The following is a 19,609-nucleotide window of genomic DNA, read 5'->3' on the forward strand; positions in this document are numbered from 1 at the left end:
CCACCAAACCCCGCCAGCTCTCCACCGCCTCCTCGGCCACCTTCAACGCACCAACCCGATCCCCACAATCCCCCAACCGGACGCCCAGGTTGTTCAACGCCATCGCCCGGCGCGCCTCGTCGTCGCCGGCCTGGGCCAGCAGCACCTCCGCGGCCAGCCTCGCCAGCTGCCTCAGGTAGGTGTGGCCCGCGGGGATGTCGTCGTGCAGCTCGTCCGCCGGCAGCCGGCCCGCGCTCGTCGCCCGCCCCAGCGCGCCGACCAGCGGGCCGCCCTGCCGCCCCGCCACGGCCAGCGCCGCCCGCCACAGGTGCGGGCCCCGGGCCAGCAGCGCATCCGCCAACACCCCCGCCGGGCCCTCCCCCTGCGAAGCGCAGCGGGTGGCGGCCTCGCACACGTGCTCCTGCCGCCACGCCAGCTGGGACACGCGCCGCCCCAGCCAGGCCGGGCAGTCGTCGGCCCAAATCCGCGGATCGGCCTCCAGATCACCCGGCAGTACCCGCCCGAGCAGCTCGCCCGGATCCCCGGCGCCGCCCACGCCGTCGACGAACGTGCGCACGATGAGCCGCTCCGCCACCGGGTCGGGGCGCAGCACGGCCGGGCCGCCGCCGGGCGGGCACAGCTGCCGCGCGAAAAACTCCCCCAGGCGCGCCCGCCTCGCCTCGTCGCCCAACCCCGCCAGCGGGGCCAACACCTCCGCCACCTCGGCCGACTCCCGCGGCCCCACCAGGCTCAGCACCGCCGCAGCCCGGCGCAGCTCGTGCTCCGCCGTCGCCAGGTCGCACGCCGCCAGCGCCGCCCGCCAGCGGGCCAGCTCGTGGCCGAGCACCGCGTCGTACAGCCCGCCCTGCGTCTCCGGCAGCTCCCCCGCCCCGTCGCGCTCCACCAACAGCCAGCCGTGCAGCACCTGATCCAGCGCCGTCCAGCGCACCCGCTCGGGCAGCGGCGGCACCTCCGGCACCGGCACCCCGGCCCGATCGGCGAAGGCGGCCGCCGCGCGCCCCACCAGCCCCGCGCCCGGCTCCGGGTGCGGCGGCAGCCGCAGCGTCTCCCCCGCCCGCACCACCACGCTCGCCTTCGCCAGCTCACGCCACAACTCGTCCAGCCACTGCCCCACCGTGCGGGCCGTGAGCAGCACCCGCGTCGCCGCGCCCCGCCCCCGCAGGCGGCGCAGCACCGGCAGCAGCCGCTCCGCCGAAAGCTCCTCCGCGTAATCCACGACGAGCAGCAGATCGCAGCCCACCCGCCCCAGCCAGTCCAGCTCCCGCTCCCGCAACAGGCCCGCATCCCCCCGAACACCCGCAGCCCCCTCCCAGGCCCCCGGCAGGCCGTCCCGGCTCAGGAAACGCGCATACCAGCCCCGCTCCGCCAGCCGGGCGCACAACTCCGCCGCCAGGCGGGTCTTGCCGGAACCACCCACGCCCTCCACGGCCCGCACCCCAAACCCGCCGCGCGCATCCTCCGCCCAGGCCAGCAGCTCGTCGAGCTCCGCCCGCTCCACGAACGGCACCACCCCCGTGCGCGCCTCCACCAGCCGCAGCGCAGACCGGTCGCCGACCGCCTCCGAATACCCCGGCTCCAGCAGCACCGACTCCGTCGGCGGCTCGTACACCGAACGCGGCGGCTCCAACCCCAGCCGCAGCGCCCCAACATCCAGGCACACCTCCCAGCGCCAGTCCGCGAGATACCCCGCGCCCCCGGCGAGCGCCTCCGCCCAGTCGCCGTCGCGCGCCACCCGGGTGACGTCGACCGCCAGCAGCGCCCCCGGCGCGTCGGGCGAGCGGCGCGCCTCCTCCGCGAGCGCGAAACCCTCCAACTCGAACGGCTCGCGCCACACCGCCTCCCCGCCCGACGACGGCGCGGGCCAGGCCCAATCCAGCGGCACGAGCACGATCGCGTGCCGCGCACCCCCGTCGCGCACCACCAGCAGCAGCGGCCGCAGCCCCGCGTCCAGCGCCGCACTGCAATAGGCAACACACAAATCCAGGCACGTGCCCGCCCCTGGCTCCGCCCACACCTCCTCCACCGGCCGCACGAACTGCCTGCCGGGCCGGCTGTCCGTGGGCTCGTGCGTGTAGCGGATGCCGCGCGCCACCATCGCGTCGAACAGCTGCCGCGCGCGCTCCGCCCGCGTGCCCAGCTCCGCAAGCGGCAGCAGCCGCCTGATGCGGCTCGGCACCAGCCAAGGCACCACCCCGGTGGGGATGTGCCCGGCCAGCAGCTCCGGCTCGGCCGCGCTGTCCCACTCGAACCGCTCACGCATCGATCGCCCCAATCGTCGTGTCCAACCGCAGCCGATCCCGGCCCGGCACATGATCAAACTGCACCCGCAGCGTATGCACCCCCGCGGGCAGCCCCGGCACCTCCGCCACCCAGCCGTCGCCCGCCCGCCACGTCTCCAGCCGCCGAGCGCCCAACGACACCCGCGGCGCGGCCTCCCCGCGCTCGGGGGCGTCGAGCCCGATGCCGAGCCGCACCGGCTCGCCCGCGGGCACCACGTCGTCGTGATCCAGCAGGATGAACGGCTCCGCCCGGTGGGCCTCGTCGCCGCGCGTCTGCGCCGGGAAATCCGGCAGGGCGTAATCCCGCACTTTGGTCACCACCTCCTCCACATAGGACAGGCCCACGTGCTTCGCGCTGCGCCGATCCCACTGCCCCCGCTGCTCATGCAGCCAGGGCGGGATGGCGCTGTACATCGGCACGGTGCCGTCGCCCTGCCCCAGCCCGGCGAGCTCCCCGGCCAGCCAGCGCGGGTCGCTCTTCTCCACCCGCAGCTCGCCGCCTGCCAGCACCACCCTGGACGGCGTGGAATGGCCCCGGCTGTAGTTGGCCGACCAGACCAGTCGCTTGGCCGGGTCGGCGGTGAGGCGCTGCACCTCGTCGAGCAGCTCCCGATGGCGCTCGTAGGCGCGCGCGGCCGCTCCCCGAAACCCGTCGTAGCCGACGGCCAGGTCGTGCACCCGCACGTCCGCCTCCCCATCCTCCACCGCCTTGTTCTTCGGCAGCAGCTCGAAGGGCGATTCCCAGCCGCGCAGCACCTCCGCCGCCGCCGCATTGCGCCCCAGCCCGATCCGCGGCCCGTACAGCAGCGTGTCGATCGCCTTCGCCGCCCCGAGAAACGGGGTGCCCAGCGTGAAGATCCGCTCCGTCACCTCGTACCCGCCCAGCATCGCCCACCACCAGGCGGCCACCAGCCCACCCATCGAGTGCGCCACCACGATCACCCGCCGGCCCTCACCCAGCCGCCAGCGCAGCTCCTCGGCCAGCAGCTCCGCGCTGGCCGAGATCGAGCGCCGAAAATCGTAGGGGAAGCACAGCAGGTGCGCGTGCGGGTTGTCCCACCGCCCAGGCCGGGCCACCGCCTGACCCGCCGGCCCCAGCCGCAGCGCCCCCATCAGCTCACGCACCAGCCGGCCGTACCCCGGGATCAGCGACCACGGCCCCACCGCAAGATCACCGATCAACCCCACCGGGGTCAACCGGTTGTCCAGGCTCAGCCGCCCCGGCTCCACCAACGCCCGCCCCAGCTCGCCCGGCGACATCGCCCACACCTTGCGGCCGCGCTCATCCACGAGCTCCGAGCCGCCGATCCCCGGGATGACAACCACCAGATACTTGCTCATCATGGGCCTCCTGGCGGCAACCTACCCCCAGCGGACGCCCGCCGCGCCGCGCGCACGAGAAACGCTCAACCGCGTTGCGCGCCTCCCACCCGACGGTGCAAGGCCAGCATCTGCGCCACCGTGCCCGGCCAGCCGTACTGCTCCGCCCGCAGCCTGGCCGCGGCCCGCACCTCCGCCTGCGGCCGCGCCCACAGGCGCTCCACCGCGTCCGCCAACGACGCCGCATCCGGCGCCCCCCACTCCCCCGACGACGCATCCACCAGCTCGCGCGCCCCGCCCCGGTCGGCCGTCACGACGGGGGTCCCGCTGGCCAGCGCCTCCAGCACCGCCAGCCCGAACGTCTCCGACGGGCACACCGACAGGCTGACGTCGTGCGTCGCGAAGGCCCGCGCGACGTCGGCGCGGCCACGCGTGAACCCCCGGAACCGCACCGGCGCCTCCCCCACCAGGGCGCGCACCTCGTCGACGTCCGGCCCGGTGCCATACACGTCCATCCGCACCGGCAGCCCCCGGCGGTGCAGCTCCACCGCCGTCGCCACCGCCAGGCCCGGCGACTTCTCGTGGCTCACCCGCCCGACGTAGCACAACTTCAGCACCCCGTCCGCCTCCGGCGCGCCCGCGTCGGGGTGGAACGTGTCCAGGTCGACGCCCAGCGGCACCAGCTGCGGCCGCACCCCGATCAGCGAAAACTCCTCTGCCGCATACCGGCTCGTCACGACGATGGTGTCGAATCGCCTGGCCAGGCGCCGGTTCAGCGCGGCGACGGCGCGCCGGACGCCGCCGTCGCGCCGCAGCCACATCGTCGCCATCTCGCTCAACCGCTCGTGGCTGAACAGCACCGACCCGACGCCGCTGCGCCGCGCCCAGCCCGTCACCGCCGGCAGCGTCCACTTGTCCGAAACCTCGATGCTGGTGGGCCGAAACCGCTTCAGCACCTCCATGACCCGCCACGGCTCCACGATCATCCGGTACATGCCGCTCACCCGCGGGGCCCGCACGTAGACCGTCATGCCATACTCGTCCTCGATGGTGAGGTCGCGGCGTCCCGGGCAGACGAACAGCCGCTCGTGCCCGGCGGCGGCATAGCCCCTGCCGAGCTCCTCAATCACGACCCGCATGCCGCCCGAGGTGGGCGAAACAAAATTGGCCAGCTGGGCGATCCTCATGGCATCCATCCTGCCAGAGGCGGATCACGCCCCGTCGAGCAACGTGCGATCGGACAGCTGCGCGCCCTTGATCCTGGTGAACGCGTCCGCCAGCTGACCCGCCGTCACCTTGCGCTTCTCCTGCTCATCCACCTCCAGGATGATGCCACCCTCGTGCATCATGATCAGCCGGTTGCCCAACTCGATCGCGTGGGACATGTTGTGGGTCACCATCAGCGCCGTCAGGTTGTGCTCCGCGATCAGCTGCTCGGTGAGCCGGGAGATCAGCTCCGCACGCGACGGGTCGAGCGCGGCCGTGTGCTCGTCGAGCAGCAGGATCGACGGCCTCTGATGCGCGGCCATCAGCAGGCTCAGCGCCTGGCGCTGCCCGCCGGAAAGCATCCCCACCCGCATCGCGAGCCGGTTCTCCAGCCCCAAATCCAGCTTCGCCAGCGCCTCCCGGTAGACGTCGCGCTTCTTGTGGGTGACGGCCATCCGGAGGCCGCGCCTGCGGCCCCGATCGAACGCGATCGCCAGGTTCTCCTCGATCGTCATGTGCGGCGCCGTGCCCGCCATCGGATCCTGAAACACGCGCGCCACCCAGCGCGCCCGCCGATGCTCCGGCACCCGCGACACGTCGCGGCCGTCGATCAGGATCTGCCCGCCGTCGAGCCCGTAACGGCCCGCGATGCAGTTCAGCAGCGTCGACTTGCCCGCACCGTTGGAGCCGATCACCGTCACGAAGTCGCCTTCCGCGAGGCTGAGGGAGATCCCGTCGAGGGCGGTGCGCTCGTTGACCGTCTTCGGGAAGAACCGCTTGGTGACGTCGCGGATTTCCAGCATCACAGTCCCCCTTCCACGTGGGCCAGGCGCCGCTTGCGTTCCCGACGCATCCGCCTCAGCGGCGACAGCTTCGGAATCGTGAGCGCGAGCACGACGAGCACCGCCGAGATCAGCTTCATGTCGTTGGGATTGAGGCCCGCCGACAACGCCAGCTGGATGATGACGCGGTAGATCACGGAACCCAGCGCGGCGGCGGTGACCGCCTGCCACACCGCGGTCATGCCGAAGATGGCCTGCCCGACGATCACCGACGCCAAGCCCGCAACGATGAGGCCGATGCCCATCTGGATGTCCGCGTAGCCGTTGTACTGCGCCAGCAGCGCCCCCGCGAGCGCCACCAGCCCGTTCGACAGGGCCAGCCCGACGATCTTCGCCCCGCCCGTGCTGATGCCCTGCGCGCGGGCCATGTCCTCGTTGTCCCCGGTGGCGCGCAGCGCGACGCCGTACTCGGTGCCGAGGAACCAATACACCACGGCCCCGACAGCCACCACCATGAGCGCGAACAACCCGACGGCGGCCCACGTGCCCAGCCAACCCCAGTCCCGCAGCGGCGTGAACAGCGTCTCGGCGCGCAACAGCGGCACGTTCGCCTTACCCATGATGCGCAGGTTGATCGAATACAGCGCGATCTGCGTCAGGATGCCCGCGAGCAGCGGGTTGATGCCCGCCCACACGTGCAGCGCCCCCGTGACCACGCCCGCGAGCATGCCCGCGACGACCGCCGCCGCCACCGCCGCCCACGGGTCGACGCCCGCGACGATCAGCACCGCCGTCATGGCCGCGCCCGTGGTGTAGGAGCCGTCAACGGTCAGGTCGGGAAAGTCGAGCACCCGGTAGGTGAGGTAGACACCGATCGCCATCACCGCGTACAGCAGGCCGATCTCCAGCGCAACAACCATCTCGTGCGCCCCGCTAGAACTTCTTGGCGGCGCGGGCGACGACCGCCTCCGGCAGCGTGACGCCCTGCTCCTGGGCCGCACCCACGTTGACGAACAGGTCGAACTCCTTCTGCGTCTCGACGGCGAGGTCGCCCGGCTTGTCGCCCGCGAGGATCCGCACCGCCAGCTTGGCGGCGTCGCGGCCCTGCTGCGTGTAGTTGACGCTGAGGCCGGCGGCAGCGCCGCGCTCCATCGTCGCCTCGTCGGAGGCGAACACGGGGATCCTGCGCGAACTCGCCACCTGGATCACCGACTCCGCCGCCGACACCACGACGTTGTCGGTGGGGATGAGGAAAGCGTCCACGTCGAGCGATTGCGCGGCCTGGGCCACCTCGTTCGAGTTGGTGACAGTGGCGGTGAGCACCGTGAGGCCCAGCTCCCCGGCCGCCTGCTCGGCCTCGCGCACCTGCACCGCCGAGTTGACCTCGCCGGAAGAGTACACGATGCCCAGTCGTTTCGCCTCCGGCAGCACCTCACGCACCAGTTCGAGCTGCTCCTTCATCGGGTTCAGGTCGGACACTCCGGTGACGTTGCCGCCGGGCACCTCCCAGCCCTGCACCAGCTCGGCCGACACCGGGTCGGTGACGGCGGCGAACACGATGGGCCTGTCGGTGATGGCCTGCGCCAGCGACTGCGCCGACGGGGTGGCGATCGCGTAGAACAGGTCCGCGTCACTGGCGGCAAAGGTGCTGGCGATGCTGGTGAGCGTCGCCTGATCCCCGTTCGCGTTCTGCAGCTCCACGGCGAGGTTCTTGCCCTCGACGTAGCCCGCCTCCTTGAGCTCTTCCAGGAAGCCCGCCTGCGCCGCGTCGAGCGCGGGATGGCTCACGTAGTTGACGATGGCCACCTTGACCGCCTTCTCGCTCTGCGCGGCCTCGCCGCAGCCGGTCAGCGCAAGCGCCGCCACAGCCACCGCGACGATCCCCTTGGGCCACTTCATCGTTGTTCCTCCTTGTCCCACGGCCAGGCAAGACAAGACCCTAACCCGAGACAAGCCGGGCTCCCAGGGCCCGTCCACGCCTCAGACGGTGCGGTCGGCCCGTCCGGTGACGGACTTGGGCAGCTCCACGCCCATGCGCTGCGCGGCCGCCGGGTTGACGGTGAGCTCCAGCTGGCGCTGGATCTCGGCGGGCGTGGTCGCCGGGTCGGCGCCCTCCAGGATCCTGACGATCAGCTCTGCGGTCTGCTCGCCCTGGGCCCGGTAGTCGGTGGCGAACGAGACCGCGGCCCCACGCGCCACCGAGTCCGCGTCGGAGGTGAACAGCAGCGCCTTCTTCGCCTCCGCCACCTGCACCAGCGACTCGATGGCCGTCACTACCACGTTGTCGTTGCCCACCCAGTAGGCCTGGACGTCGAGCGATTCCGCCGCCTGCGCCACCTCCGAGGAGTTCACGACGGTGGCCACCTGCACCTCGATCCCGGCAGCCTCGGCGGCGGCCTGGAAAGCCTTCGCCTGCACCTCCGCGTTCACCTCGGACGACGTGTACACGATGCCGATCCTCCTCACCTCCGGCAGGATCTCGCGCAGCACCGTCAGCTGCTGGTCGGCCGGGATCGAGTCGGAGGTGCCGGTGACGTTCCCGCCGGGGGCGGCCATCGTCGAGACGAGGCCGGCCGCGACGGGGTCGGTCACCGAAGCGAACACGATGGGGCGATCGGAGATCACCTGCGCGAGCGCCTGGGCCGGCGGCGTCGCGATGGCGATGTAGAGGTCGTGATCGCTGGCGGCATAGGTGTTGGCGATGCTGGTGAGGGTCGCCTGGTCGCCCTGCGGGTTCGCGAGCTCGATCGACAGGTTCTGGCCCTCGACGTAGCCGGCCTGGCGGAGCCCGTCCTTGATGCCCTCGTAGATCAGGTCCAACGACGGGTGGGAGACAATGGTCACCGCCCCGATCCGCACGTCCTTCTTGCCCGGCTGCCCGGCGGCCGGGCCGGATCCGCCGGGCGCGGCGGGCGGCGTCGCGGTGGTGCAGGCGGCCAGCAGCAGGGCGGCGGCCGCCCCCAGCAGGAGTCTGCGCTTCATCGGGTTCTCCTTCCCTCGACCTGGCCCTCACTGTAGTGCCCGCGGGAGCCGACACGCGCTTGGCTCTACCGTGAGTTTCGCAAAAATGTGTGCTTTTCCCGGCAACGCAAAAGGAGCCCCACTCGCGGGGGCTCCTTTCGATTGACCCAACGGGTCACTTGGCCTCTTCGGCGGCTTCCTCCTCGGCGGCCTCGACGGCGGCCTCCTTGGCGGCTTCCTCCTTCACGGGCTCGGCCTTGGCTTGCGCCTTCGGCTCCGCCTTGGCTTCGGCCTTGTCCTTCTTGACAACCTTCTCGGTCACCAGCTCGATGACGGCCATGGGAGCATTGTCCCCCTTGCGGTTGCCGATCTTGGTGATGCGGGTGTAACCACCCTCACGCTCGGCCATGACCGGGGCGATCTCCTCGAACAGCTTCGCCACGACGTCGCGGTCGGTGATGTCCTTGAGGACCTCGCGGCGGTTGGCCAGGTCACCCTTCTTGGCCTTGGTGATCAGCCTCTCCGCCACCGGCTGCACGCGGCGAGCCTTGGTCTCGGTGGTGGTGATGCGGCCGTGCTCAAAGAGCTGGGTGGCCAGGTTGCGCAGGATCAGCCCCTGATGCGCGGGGGTGCCGCCCAGGCGCGGGCCCTTAGTTGGCTTAGGCATTTCTCATTCTCCAGAAAGTGTGGTGAGCCTTCCGGCTCGGGCGGGTCAGTACTGCTCGGTCTCCGCGAACTCGGTGTCGTTGTCCTCGTCGTAGCGCTCGATCGCCTCCAGCGGGTCGAAGCCCGGGGAGGAGTCGCGCAGCGTGAGTCCGTAAGCCGCCAAGGTCTCCTTGACCTCGTCGATCGACTTGCTACCGAAGTTGCGGATGTCCAGAAGGTCCTCCTCGCTGCGGGCGACGAGCTCACCCACGGTGTGGATGCCCTCGCGCTTGAGGCAGTTGTAGGAGCGCACGGACAGGTCGAGATCCTCGACGGGGAGGTTCAGCGACTCTGCGATCTGCTCGTCCACCGGGGACGGGCCGATCTCGATGCCCTCCGCGTGCACATTCAGTTCACGCGCCAGGCCGAAGAGCTCGACGAGGGTGCCGCCAGCAGAGGCGACGGCGTCCCGCGGGAGGATCGACGGCTTGGTCTCGACGTCGATGATCAGACGATCGAAGTCGGTGCGCTGGGCCACGCGAGTGGCCTCAACCTTGTAGGTGACCTTGAGCACCGGCGAGTAGATCGAGTCCACGGGGATTCGACCGATCTCGGCGTCGGCGTTCTTGTTCTGGGCAGCCGAAACGTAGCCACGGCCACGCTCCACCACGAGCTCCATCTCCAGCTTGCCGTTGTCGGCCAGCTGAGCGATGTGCAGCTCGGGGTTGTGCACCTCGACGCCTGCGGGCGGCTGGATGTCGGCGGCGGTGATGGCTCCGGCACCCGCCTTGCGCAGGTACATGACAACGGGCTCGTCCTCCTCGGAGGAGAGTACGAGACCCTTGAGGTTCAAGATGATCTCGGTGACGTCCTCGACCACGCCCTCCAGGGTGGAGAACTCGTGCTGGTTGCCCTCGATCTTGATGCTGGTGACTGCGGCACCCGGAATCGACGACAGCAGCGTGCGGCGCAGCGAGTTGCCGAGGGTGTAGCCAAAGCCCGGCTCCAGCGGCTCGATGACGAACCGGGAACGGAACTCGGATACGACCTCTTCGGTGAGCGTAGGACGCTGAGTGATGAGCATTGGTATTCCTTTCCGCACCAACCGCTATCTGATGGTGCGATAGCGGGGACCGAGGCGTCGGCCCCCGGTGAATCACTACTTCGAGTAGAGCTCGACGATCATCTGTTCCTGAACATCCACCACGATCTGCTCACGAACCGGGAGCTGGTGGACCAGGATGCGCATGCGGTTCGGGCGGGCCTCCAGCCATGCGGGCACGGTGCGCTCGTGGTGCGTCTCGCGGGCCACGACCAGCGGGTGCAGGTTCATGGACTTCTCCGCCACGTCGATGATGTCCTTCGCGGACACCCGGTACGACGGGATGTTGACGCGCTTTCCGTTGACCAGGAAGTGGCCGTGCACGACGAGCTGGCGCGCCTGGCGACGGGTGGAGGCGAAGCCGGCGCGGTAAACCACGTTGTCCAGGCGCGACTCCAGGATGCGCAGCAGGTTGTCACCGGTCTTGCCGGGGACGCGTGCGGCCTCCTCGTAGTAGCGACGGAACTGCTTCTCCAGCACGCCGTAGGCGTAGCGAGCCTTCTGCTTCTCCTTGAGCTGCAGCGAGTACTCGGAGTCCTTGGTGCGGCCGCGACCGTGCTGACCCGGGGGGTACGGGCGACGCTCGTAGGACTTGTCGTTGCCGACGAGGTCAGTCCCGAGACGACGAGACTTCTTGGTGAGAGGGCCGGTGTAACGAGCCATGATTCTCTTCTGTCCTTTCTATCTCGAACTGACTAGACGCGACGACGCTTGGGCGGACGGCAGCCGTTATGCGGCACCGGGGTGACGTCGGAGATGGTGCCGACCTCAAGCCCGATGGCGCCCAGCGAACGGATGGCGGTCTCGCGGCCGGAACCGGGACCCTTGACGAACACGTCGACGCGCTTCATGCCGTGCTCCATGGCACGACGACCGGCTGCCTCGGCAGCCATCTGCGCGGCGAACGGGGTCGACTTGCGCGAACCCTTGAAACCGACGGTGCCCGCGGATGCCCATGCGATGACGGCACCGGAGGGGTCGGAAATCGAGATGATGGTGTTGTTGAAGGTGCTCTTGATGTGGGCCTGGCCCACGAGCACGTTCTTCTTTTCCTTGCGGCGCACCTTGGTGGTTGCGCCCTTGCGGCCTGCAGTAGCCATAAGTGTGTTTCTCCTACAGTCTTCTTCTTCGGCTCACCGCGAGGGTCAGCGGGCCTTCTTCTTGCCGGCCACAGCCTTCTTCTTGCCCTTGCGGGTACGCGCGTTGGTACGCGTGCGCTGACCGCGAACCGGGAGACCGGCGCGGTGACGACGACCCTGGTAGTTGCCGATCTCCACCTTGCGGCGGATGTCGGCGGCGACGCTACGACGAAGGTCACCTTCGATCTCGTAGTTCGCTTCGATGTGGTCACGCAGTGCGATGAGCTGCTCTTCGGTCAGCTGGTGCACACGGACGTCGCCGCTGACTCCGGTAGCGGCGAGGGTCTCGGCAGCGCGGGTCTTGCCAATGCCGAAGATGTAGGTGAGGGCGACCTCAAGGCGCTTTTCGCGCGGCAGGTCGACACCAACGAGGCGTGCCATCAGGCGGTACCTTTCTGGATTTCATCCGGTTCTCACGCCGGACGCGAAGGTGTGTGGCGTGTCGCGTCCCCTGTTGTCGTGGGGCCTCGGCCTTCGTCCGAGGGTGTGGGCTGGCGAACCAACCTTTTGCGATCACGTTGCTTCAATTGTCGGCGGTGGGGCTGGGGGCCTTTCCCGCGGCGTTCTGCGATCAGCCCTGGCGCTGCTTGTGGCGCGGGTTCTCGCAGATCACCATCACACGACCGTGCCGGCGAATCACCTTGCACTTGTCGCAGATCTTCTTGACGCTCGGCTGAACCTTCATTCGAGCAACCTTTTCAATCAGCGACTGGGCATGTCTGCCCAATCTTGTGGTGGATAATCACGGCCCTTCCCTCGCGCGGCCACCGGCAGGCGGCAGCATCCGGGCACTAAGGACCGACGGCCCACTCTACGCTGCCACGCAGCATTTGGCCAATCTGCTGACGGAGGCGGGCCGCTGGGCAAATGAAAAACGTCCGACCAGGTGTCGGACGTTTCCAGCCAAACTCACTTGTGGCGGTACACGATGCGACCGCGGGTCAAGTCGTAGGGCGACAGCTCCACGACGACGCGGTCGGCGGGCAGGATGCGAATGTAGTGCTGACGCATCTTCCCGGAGATCGTCGCCAACACCTTGTGACCGTTGCCGAGCTCCACGCGGAACATCGCGTTGGGCAGAGCCTCGACGACGGTGCCCTCCATTTCGAGGGCGCCTTCCTTCTTAGCCATAAACTCTCATTCTTCCACTGGGACGGCCTTCGCTCGCCCCGAGAGATTCTACTTAGTCACGACAAGGCCCCCAAATCAACTCGCCGTGCCCGGGCGCTTCGGCTGGGGCGTCGGCGCGAAACCTGCCCCGGTCCCGGCCGAGGCCGGTAGCCTGCTCACATGAGCTACTTCGCGGTCCACTACACCTACTCCACGGATCAGGCGCGCCTCGACGAGGTGCGGCCCCAGCATCGGGCATTCCTCGGCCAGCAGCCAAACCTCGTGGCCTCCGGCCCGCTGCTGGGCACCTCCCCGGGGCGGGCGCTGCTCGTCTTCCGCGCCCAGTCGGCCGACGATTTGGCGGCCCAGCTCGACCAGGACCCGTTCCGCGTGGCTGGCCTCATCGTCGAGCGCGAGATCCTCGGCTGGCACCCGGTGCTGGGGGTTTTCGCCGACGACGCGGCTAGCTGACCTGCTCCTTCGTCACCACCCAGGTGTTGCAGTCCCCCAGGGTCTTGGCGTAGAGACCGCGGGTACCCCAGTCGGTGAGCGAGTTGCGGTTGCCGTGCCGTGGGCTCTCCAGCATGGTGCGCAGCCGCTGCTGCCAGGATTCGTAGGTGGCGCCATCGAAGTTTAGGCTGTCGTTGTGCACGGTCATCATCCCGGACCAGCACACCGCCTGCAGCTCGCTCCGCCTGGGAGCGTCCTCGGCAAACGCGCCCGTGCCGAAGGCGCCTTCGTGGATGCCCGACAGGAACTGCAGGTGGTGGCCGTACTCGTGGTTCACCATCTCGTTGATGGAGTATTCCCACTGCTTCGCCATGTCACGGTGCTCTCCCCCGAAGAACACCGAGCCCTGGCCGCGCGCGCAGTAGAACGCGGGCGCCTCGAAGTAGCCGCAGTCGCTCTTCGATCCCTTACCGGGGAAGAACTGCACCTCCGGCATCGCCTCCGGCCAGCCCTGCTGCTTGATGATGGGCAGCCAGGAGTTGTGCACGCACGCCCACTGGGCCCGCACCTCTTGGCGCCACTCCTGCTCAGAGGTGATCAGCTTGGGTGTGGGGCAGCCGGTCAGCTGGGGCGGAATCAACTCGTAGAGCCGGTTGTTTACCACCACCGCGGGGTAGTCCTCCACCATCGGGATGAGGGGCGAGAACGTCGGCTCCGGCAGCTGGGGCGGGTTCGGCTGCGGGTCGGGTACGCGCGATCCGCTCTCCGACGGGCCCGGCGGCGTCGGAGAGGACGACTGCGGGTGGGGCTGCGGAGTGGGAGACTCCACCGCCGTGCTGACCACCGGCTCCGGTGCGGGCTCGGCGGCGGGCCGGCGGCTAACGACGAGCCAGGCGGTCACCCCGATCAGGGCCACGACAAGGCCGATGGTGAGTGTCCACACGGGCCATCCGCTGGGCGGCCCGGACGGTTTCAACGCGACGGGCCGCTGAGGCGGTACCGACCAGGTGGGCGCATCCTGGGGCTGCGTCGGCGGGTACTGGGAATCGGGCGGCGGAGCCTGAGGCACGTGCCCGCGGGGCGCAGCCCCCGGCGCCGCGACGAAGCCCGGCCCGGGCGCCCCACTCCCCTGCGGGCCGCCCGCCCAGGCGCCCGGCGAACCGGCCTGGCCCGGAATCTGGCTCGCGGCGAACTGTCCGGGGGCGTGGTGGCCGCCCGAGACGGCCTGGCCGAGCGCGCCGGGGGCCCCGGACGGGAACTGCGGCGCGACGAAGCCGGGGGCACCGGGCGCCGACGGCGCGGCTTGGCCCGCTCCCTGTGGAGCCAGCTGCCCAGCGGGCGCGGGCCCCGAGGGCTGCACCGGGTCAGGAGCTTCGGCGCCCTCCGGGGAGCCCAACGTCGGGGTTGCTCCCGGATCCTGCGGCTCATCTCCCTCACGCGGGTCGCCCTCCGGCGCGGCCCAAGATATCTGGTCAGTCATCAACCCTCCTCGACGGCCAAGGCTAAGGGATCACCGGGTCACCGCTAGTCGCCCAACGGCGCGAAACGATCCCCCAGCTGGGACTCGCCGCCATCGAACTCGGTGAGCACCCAAAGGCCGTTCTCCGTGATCGCAACGGAGTTCTCCCAGTGCGCGCCGCGGGAACCGTCGCGCGAGATCACGGTCCACCCGTCGTCGAGTTCCAGGGTTTTGTGCGTACCGAGCGTGATCATGGGTTCGATAGCCAGCACCATGCCCGGTTGCAGAGGAACGCTGCGGCCGAAGGAGACGTAGTTCGGCACATCCGGCGACATGTGCATCTCGCTGCCGATGCCGTGGCCGGTGAACTCCCGCAGGATGCCGTAGCGCCCGTGCTTGCGCACCGTGCGCTCAATGGCGCGCGAAACGTCGGACACCTTCGCGCCTGCGCGCATCTTCCTGATGCCGGCCCACAGCGCCTCGTGACACACCTCACTGAGCCGCCGATCGGCGTCGCTCGGCTTGCCCGCGAAAACGGTGCGGGCCGCGTCGCTGTGCCACCCGTCGACGATGGCCCCGAAGTCTATGCTCACCAGGTCGCCCTCGTTGAGCACCCGCTCGCCCGGGATGCCGTGCACGAGTTCGTCGTTGACGGAGATGCAGGCGACGCCGGGGAAGCCGACGCCATACTCGGCACCGTAGTTGAGGAAATTCGACGTCGCCCCGCGCCGGGCGAGCACCTCGCGGCCGATCGCGTCGATCTCCGCGGTGGTGATGCCCGGGCGCACGGCCGCGGTCATCTCCTGGAGGCCCTCAGCGACGACGAGCCCCGCCGAGCGCATCTTCACCAGCTGCTCGGCGGTCTTGATCTCGATCATGTGAGCTGAGCCCGCTGATCCAGCTGATCGAACATCCGGCCCTGCACTTCCTCGACCGTGCCGGTGCCGTCAACCTCTTCGAGCAGCCCCAGGTTTTCGTAGTGCATGAGCAGCGGGGCGGTCTGCCCGGCATACACCTCCATCCGCCGACGGATGGTCTCCTCGTTGTCATCCGCACGGCCCTCCTTCTGGGCGCGGTCGAGCAAGCGAGCCACCAGCGATTCGGGGTCGACGTGCAGGCTGACCACCGCGTCCAGCGCGCGATCCTGCCGCTCCAGGTATTCGTCCAGGAAATGCACCTGGTGCAGGGTGCGCGGGAAGCCGTCGAGCAGGAACCCTCCCGCGCAGTCGTCCTGGCTGAGCCGGTCGGCGACGATCTCCTCGGTGATCTCGTCGGGCACGTACTCGCCCGCGTCGATGATCTCCTTCACCTTGACGCCCAGCGGCGTCTGATTGGCGATGTTGGCGCGGAAGATGTCGCCCGTCGAGATGGCGGGGATACCGTATCGGGCAGCGAGTCCGGCGGCCTGGGTGCCCTTGCCTGCACCCGGCGCGCCCATGATCAGCAACCTCACTTGAGGAACCCTTCGTAGTTGCGCTGCTGGAGCTGGCTCTCGATCCGTTTGATGGTGTCAAGGCCAACGCCCACGATGATGAGGATCGACGTGCCGCCGAACGGGAAGTTCCGGTTCGCGCCAACCAGCATGAAGGCAATGGTGGGCAGAGCAGCGATCAGTGCCAGGTAGAGCGAGCCGGGAGCGGTCAGGCGGCTGAGCACGTAGGCCAGGTAGTTCTCCGTCGGTTTGCCCACCCGGATGCCCGGGATGAAACCGCCGTACTTCTTCATGTTGTCGGAGACTTCCTGCGGGTTGAAGGTGATGGAGACGTAGAAGTAGGTGAACGCAATGATCAGCGCGAACTGCACCAGGTTGTAGACCACGGTGTGCTGCGCCCCGTCGCCCGCGAAGTAGTAGTTCACCCACTGTCCGAACGCGCTGTCCGGGCTGAATGTGGCCATCATCACCGGCAGGTACAGGATGGAGCTGGCGAAGATGACCGGGATGACGCCGGCCTGGTTGACCTTGAGGGGGATGTAGGTGGTGGAGCCACCGACCAGGCGGCGGCCAACCATCCGCTTGGCGTAGTGCACGGGAATGCGGCGCTGGCCCTGCTCGATGAACAGGATGGCGGCCATCACGGCCAGGCCGACGACGATGATCGCGACCAGGAAGAACCACCCACGCGCGCCCGGGTTGGTGGCCTTGACCGACCAGATGCCGTCCGGGAACGAGGCCGCAATCTGGGTGAAAATCATGATGGACATGCCGTTGCCGATGCCGCGCTCGGTGATGAGTTCGCCCATCCACATGATGATCGCCGTGCCGGCAGTCATGATGAACACCATCGTCACCATCGCGTAGATGGAGTCGGTGTAGAGAATGTTGGGGCAGCCCGGGAACAGCCGGTCGGTGTTGGCGAGCGTGACGAAGGCGGTCGCGTTCATCACCGCCAGCACCAGGGTGAGGTAACGCGTGTACTCGGTGATCTTCGCCTGACCGGAGGCGCCCTCCTTCTTGAGGGCTTCGAGCTTGGGGATCACCACGGTCATCAGCTGCAGAATGATCGAGGCCGTGATGTAGGGCATGATGCCCAGCGCGAACACCGACAACTGGAGCAGCGCCCCACCCGAGAACAGGTTGATCAGCGAATACAGACCGGCCGCGTCGCCTTGGCTGGCGAGCGAAACGCACTCGCGAATCTGGGCCATGTTCACGTTGGGCGCCGGCAGCGACGAGCCGAAACGGAAGACGGCGACGATGCCCAGCGTGAATAGGATCTTCTTGCGTAGATCAGGCGAGCGGAACGCGTTCGCGAAGGCGGAAATCATCCGGCCCCACTTTCCATGCAGACGTGACGAAACAGCCACAGGCTATGTGACAACTCGGGAAGCCTACCAAGCTTCCCGCGCTGGCCCCAAGTCCGGGGGCCGTTTTGGGGACAATTGATCAAAGTTGGCTGCGCTTTCTCCGACCCCGAACAACGAGCAGTGGCCGGACCCCTGAGGGGATCCGGCCACTGTTTGACAGCGATTGACTCAGGCCAGGTTGGCGGAGCCGCCTGCGGCCTCCAGCTTCGCCTTGGCGGAGCCGGTGAACGCGTTCGCGGTGACGTTCAGCTTGACGCTGACCTCGCCGTCGCCGAGCACCTTCACGAGCTGGCCCCGACGAACGGCGCCGACCTCGACGAGATCTGCCACGTGCACGTCGCCGCCCTTGGGGAAGAGTTCCGCGATACGGCCGACGTTGACGACCTGGTACTCGACCCGGAACGGGTTCTTGAAGCCCTTGAGCTTGGGGATGCGCATGTGCATGGGCATCTGGCCGCCCTCAAAGCTCTCCGGCACGTTCTTACGAGCGCCCGTACCCTTGGTACCGCGGCCCGCAGTCTTACCCTTCGACCCCTCACCGCGGCCAACGCGGGTCTTCGCCTTCTTGGCGCCCGGTGCGGGACGAAGGTCATGAATCTTCAGTGCCATTTCACTTAACCTCTTCCACGGTCACGAGGTGAGCGACAGTGCGGATCATGCCGAGCACCTCGGGACGATCCTCACGCACCACGGACTGCCCGATCCGCTTGAGACCAAGCGTACGGAGCGTGTCCCTCTGGTTGGCTTTGCCGCCTGCAACAGACTTGACCTGGGTGATCTTGAGCTGTGCCATCTAGCTGGCCACCTCCTCCTTGCTGGCGCGGAGCATCGCGGCCGGGGCCACGTCCTCCACGGGCAGACCGCGACGGCGGGCCACCTGCTCAGGCTGCTCCAGCTTCTTGAGCGCGGCAACGGTGGCATGCACCACGTTGATCGCGTTCGCGGAACCGAGAGACTTGGACAGCACGTCGTGGATACCGGCGCACTCAAGCACCGCACGGGCGGAGCCACCAGCGATCACACCGGTACCGGGAGTGGCCGGGCGCAGCACGACGACGCCCGCCGCCTTCTCGCCCTGGACCGGGTGCGGGATGGTGCGCTGGATCATCGGGACGCGGAAGAAGTGCTTCTTGGCCTCTTCCACGCCCTTGGCGATGGCCGCAGGAACTTCCTTGGCCTTGCCGTAGCCCACACCAACCGTGCCTTCGCCGTCGCCGACGACAACCAGTGCGGTGAAGCTGAAGCGTCGACCGCCCTGCACCACCTTGGCGACGCGGTTGATCGCAACCACGCGCTCCAGGTACTGGCTCTTCTCTTCGCGAGCGTTGCTCTGGCCACGACGATCGTCACGGCCACGACGCTCACCACCTGCGCGGCTACCGCGCTGTTGGGTTTCACTCATCGTTTCCTCTTTCGTCGGGTCAGAAGTCGAGGCCGCCCTCGCGGGCAGCATCGGCCAGGGCCGCCAGGCGGCCGGTGTACTTGTTACCAGCGCGGTCGAACACGACCGCAGTGATGCCGACGGCCTTCGCGCGGGCCGCGAGCAGCGAACCCACCTTGGCGGCCTTCTCGGTCTTGGTGCCGGACATGTTGCGCAGCTCGGCTTCCATCGTCGAGGCCGACACCAGGGTGTGGCCGACCACGTCGTCGATCACCTGCACGAACAGGTGACGCGGCGAGCGGGTGACGACGAGACGCGGACGCGCGGCGGTGCCGTTGATCTTCTTGCGGGCACGGAGCTGGCGGCGCGCACGGGAGGCGGCTTTCGGAGCCAGCGTCTTGCTCGTCTTCAACGAGATAGCCATTACTTACCAGCCTTTCCGGCCTTGCGGCGCACGTGCTCACCCTGGTAGCGCACGCCCTTGCCCTTGTAGGGCTCCGGCTTACGCAGCTTGCGGATGTTGGCAGCGGTCTCGCCGACGAGCTGCTTGTCGATACCCTGAACCGCGAGCCGGGTCTGGGTCTCGACGTTGAAGGTGATGCCCTCCGGAGCATCGACGATCACCGGGTGCGAGAAACCAAGAGCGAACTCGACCTGGGTCGGGCCCTTGGAAATCACGCGGTAACCGACGCCGACGATTTCGAGCTTCTTCTCGTAGCCCTCGGTGACACCAACGATCATGTTGGCGATGAGGGTCCGGGTCAGGCCGTGCAGCGCACGGTTCTGCCGCTCGTCGTTGGGGCGGGAGACGGTGATTTCGCCTGCTTCGTTATGGGAGACAGCGATGGGTTCCTTGACAGCGAGCGAGAGTTCGCCCTTGGGGCCCTTGACGCTGACGTTCTGGCCGTCGATCGTTACGGTCACGTTCGCCGGGACGGTGATGGGGAGCCTGCCAATTCGAGACATTACA

23 protein-coding genes and 1 pseudogene are annotated in these 19,609 nt (G+C 68.7%); 1 reads left to right on the plus strand and 23 read right to left on the minus strand.

Going from position 1 to position 19,609, the window contains the following annotated elements:
* The 14 genes and pseudogenes from EII42_RS12980 to infA all read right to left on the minus strand — a co-directional run.
* A pseudogene (locus EII42_RS12980) lies at window positions 1-2,260 on the minus strand (hypothetical protein); the annotation flags it as partial.
* Window positions 2,253-3,623, minus strand: a complete 1,371-nt coding sequence (locus EII42_RS10605) for a triacylglycerol lipase (RefSeq protein ID WP_125172097.1) — start codon at window positions 3,621-3,623, stop codon at window positions 2,253-2,255. The gene EII42_RS10605 and the pseudogene EII42_RS12980, both read right to left, overlap by 8 nt.
* 62 nt (window positions 3,624-3,685) lie before the next feature.
* On the minus strand, window positions 3,686-4,795 hold the full coding sequence (locus EII42_RS10610) for a glycosyltransferase (RefSeq protein WP_125172098.1): 1,110 nt from the start codon (window positions 4,793-4,795) through the stop codon (window positions 3,686-3,688).
* Between the two features lie 15 nt (window positions 4,796-4,810).
* The gene (locus EII42_RS10615; RefSeq protein WP_125172099.1) at window positions 4,811-5,608 is read right to left on the minus strand and encodes an ABC transporter ATP-binding protein; all 798 of its coding nucleotides are present in this window, start codon (window positions 5,606-5,608) and stop codon (window positions 4,811-4,813) included.
* Window positions 5,608-6,507 (minus strand): ABC transporter permease, encoded by a 900-nt coding sequence (locus tag EII42_RS10620; RefSeq protein WP_125172100.1) that lies wholly within the window; start codon window positions 6,505-6,507, stop codon window positions 5,608-5,610. The genes EII42_RS10615 and EII42_RS10620 overlap by 1 nt, the downstream gene beginning before the upstream one ends.
* 13 nt (window positions 6,508-6,520) lie before the next feature.
* Window positions 6,521-7,486: an ABC transporter substrate-binding protein gene (locus EII42_RS10625; RefSeq protein WP_125172101.1), complete on the minus strand. Its 966-nt coding sequence runs from the start codon at window positions 7,484-7,486 to the stop codon at window positions 6,521-6,523.
* Between the two features lie 81 nt (window positions 7,487-7,567).
* A complete protein-coding gene (locus EII42_RS10630) occupies window positions 7,568-8,569 on the minus strand; it encodes an ABC transporter substrate-binding protein (RefSeq protein ID WP_125172102.1) in 1,002 nt (333 codons plus the stop codon).
* A 154-nt stretch (window positions 8,570-8,723) separates the two neighbouring features.
* Complete coding sequence (gene rplQ, locus EII42_RS10635; RefSeq protein ID WP_125172103.1) at window positions 8,724-9,215, minus strand: 50S ribosomal protein L17; 492 nt, start codon at window positions 9,213-9,215, stop codon at window positions 8,724-8,726.
* 45 nt (window positions 9,216-9,260) lie between these two features.
* The gene (locus EII42_RS10640) at window positions 9,261-10,277 is read right to left on the minus strand and encodes a DNA-directed RNA polymerase subunit alpha (protein ID WP_125172104.1); all 1,017 of its coding nucleotides are present in this window, start codon (window positions 10,275-10,277) and stop codon (window positions 9,261-9,263) included.
* Window positions 10,278-10,352: 75 nt separating this feature from the next.
* On the minus strand, window positions 10,353-10,958 hold the full coding sequence (rpsD, locus tag EII42_RS10645; protein ID WP_125172105.1) for a 30S ribosomal protein S4: 606 nt from the start codon (window positions 10,956-10,958) through the stop codon (window positions 10,353-10,355).
* Window positions 10,959-10,990: 32 nt separating this feature from the next.
* On the minus strand, window positions 10,991-11,395 hold the full coding sequence (gene rpsK, locus EII42_RS10650; RefSeq protein ID WP_125172106.1) for a 30S ribosomal protein S11: 405 nt from the start codon (window positions 11,393-11,395) through the stop codon (window positions 10,991-10,993).
* A 45-nt stretch (window positions 11,396-11,440) separates the two neighbouring features.
* The gene (gene rpsM / locus EII42_RS10655) at window positions 11,441-11,815 is read right to left on the minus strand and encodes a 30S ribosomal protein S13 (protein WP_125172107.1); all 375 of its coding nucleotides are present in this window, start codon (window positions 11,813-11,815) and stop codon (window positions 11,441-11,443) included.
* Between the two features lie 190 nt (window positions 11,816-12,005).
* The gene (rpmJ, locus tag EII42_RS10660; RefSeq protein ID WP_020575560.1) at window positions 12,006-12,119 is read right to left on the minus strand and encodes a 50S ribosomal protein L36; all 114 of its coding nucleotides are present in this window, start codon (window positions 12,117-12,119) and stop codon (window positions 12,006-12,008) included.
* A 224-nt stretch (window positions 12,120-12,343) separates the two neighbouring features.
* Window positions 12,344-12,565: a translation initiation factor IF-1 gene (gene infA, locus EII42_RS10665; RefSeq protein WP_125172108.1), complete on the minus strand. Its 222-nt coding sequence runs from the start codon at window positions 12,563-12,565 to the stop codon at window positions 12,344-12,346.
* A 159-nt stretch (window positions 12,566-12,724) separates the two neighbouring features.
* Here infA and EII42_RS10670 point away from each other — a divergent pair, with 159 nt between their 5' ends.
* Window positions 12,725-13,015, plus strand: a complete 291-nt coding sequence (locus EII42_RS10670; RefSeq protein WP_125172109.1) for a YciI family protein — start codon at window positions 12,725-12,727, stop codon at window positions 13,013-13,015.
* Here the strand turns inward: EII42_RS10670 and EII42_RS10675 are convergent.
* The 9 genes from EII42_RS10675 to rplF all read right to left on the minus strand — a co-directional run bounded on the left by EII42_RS10675 (window position 13,008) and on the right by rplF (window position 19,605).
* Window positions 13,008-14,474: a hypothetical protein gene (locus EII42_RS10675; RefSeq protein WP_125172110.1), complete on the minus strand. Its 1,467-nt coding sequence runs from the start codon at window positions 14,472-14,474 to the stop codon at window positions 13,008-13,010. The two genes, EII42_RS10670 and EII42_RS10675, sit on opposite strands and share 8 nt — an antisense overlap.
* Window positions 14,475-14,518: 44 nt before the next feature.
* Entirely contained in the window at window positions 14,519-15,331 is an 813-nt protein-coding gene (gene map / locus EII42_RS10680; protein WP_125172111.1) for a type I methionyl aminopeptidase, read from the minus strand.
* Window positions 15,328-15,906: an adenylate kinase gene (locus EII42_RS10685; protein WP_125172112.1), complete on the minus strand. Its 579-nt coding sequence runs from the start codon at window positions 15,904-15,906 to the stop codon at window positions 15,328-15,330. Before EII42_RS10685 ends, map begins: the two co-directional genes overlap by 4 nt.
* Window positions 15,903-17,219, minus strand: coding sequence for a preprotein translocase subunit SecY (gene secY / locus EII42_RS10690; protein WP_125172113.1), 1,317 nt, complete (start codon window positions 17,217-17,219; stop codon window positions 15,903-15,905). The genes EII42_RS10685 and secY overlap by 4 nt, the downstream gene beginning before the upstream one ends.
* A 207-nt stretch (window positions 17,220-17,426) precedes the next feature.
* Window positions 17,427-17,867, minus strand: a complete 441-nt coding sequence (rplO, locus tag EII42_RS10695; protein ID WP_125172114.1) for a 50S ribosomal protein L15 — start codon at window positions 17,865-17,867, stop codon at window positions 17,427-17,429.
* Between the two features lies 1 nt (window position 17,868).
* The gene (gene rpmD / locus EII42_RS10700) at window positions 17,869-18,051 is read right to left on the minus strand and encodes a 50S ribosomal protein L30 (RefSeq protein WP_125172115.1); all 183 of its coding nucleotides are present in this window, start codon (window positions 18,049-18,051) and stop codon (window positions 17,869-17,871) included.
* Entirely contained in the window at window positions 18,052-18,660 is a 609-nt protein-coding gene (rpsE, locus tag EII42_RS10705; RefSeq protein WP_125172116.1) for a 30S ribosomal protein S5, read from the minus strand.
* Window positions 18,661-18,679: 19 nt separating this feature from the next.
* Window positions 18,680-19,063 carry a 50S ribosomal protein L18 gene (gene rplR, locus EII42_RS10710; RefSeq protein WP_125172117.1) on the minus strand — a complete coding sequence of 128 codons (384 nt, stop codon included), beginning with the start codon at window positions 19,061-19,063 and terminating at the stop codon, window positions 18,680-18,682.
* A complete protein-coding gene (gene rplF / locus EII42_RS10715; protein ID WP_125172118.1) occupies window positions 19,063-19,605 on the minus strand; it encodes a 50S ribosomal protein L6 in 543 nt (180 codons plus the stop codon). The genes rplR and rplF overlap by 1 nt, the downstream gene beginning before the upstream one ends.
* Window positions 19,606-19,609 lie beyond the last annotated feature (4 nt).

This window comes from Tessaracoccus sp. OH4464_COT-324, from assembly GCF_003932855.1.
Lineage (GTDB): Bacteria > Actinomycetota > Actinomycetes > Propionibacteriales > Propionibacteriaceae > Arachnia.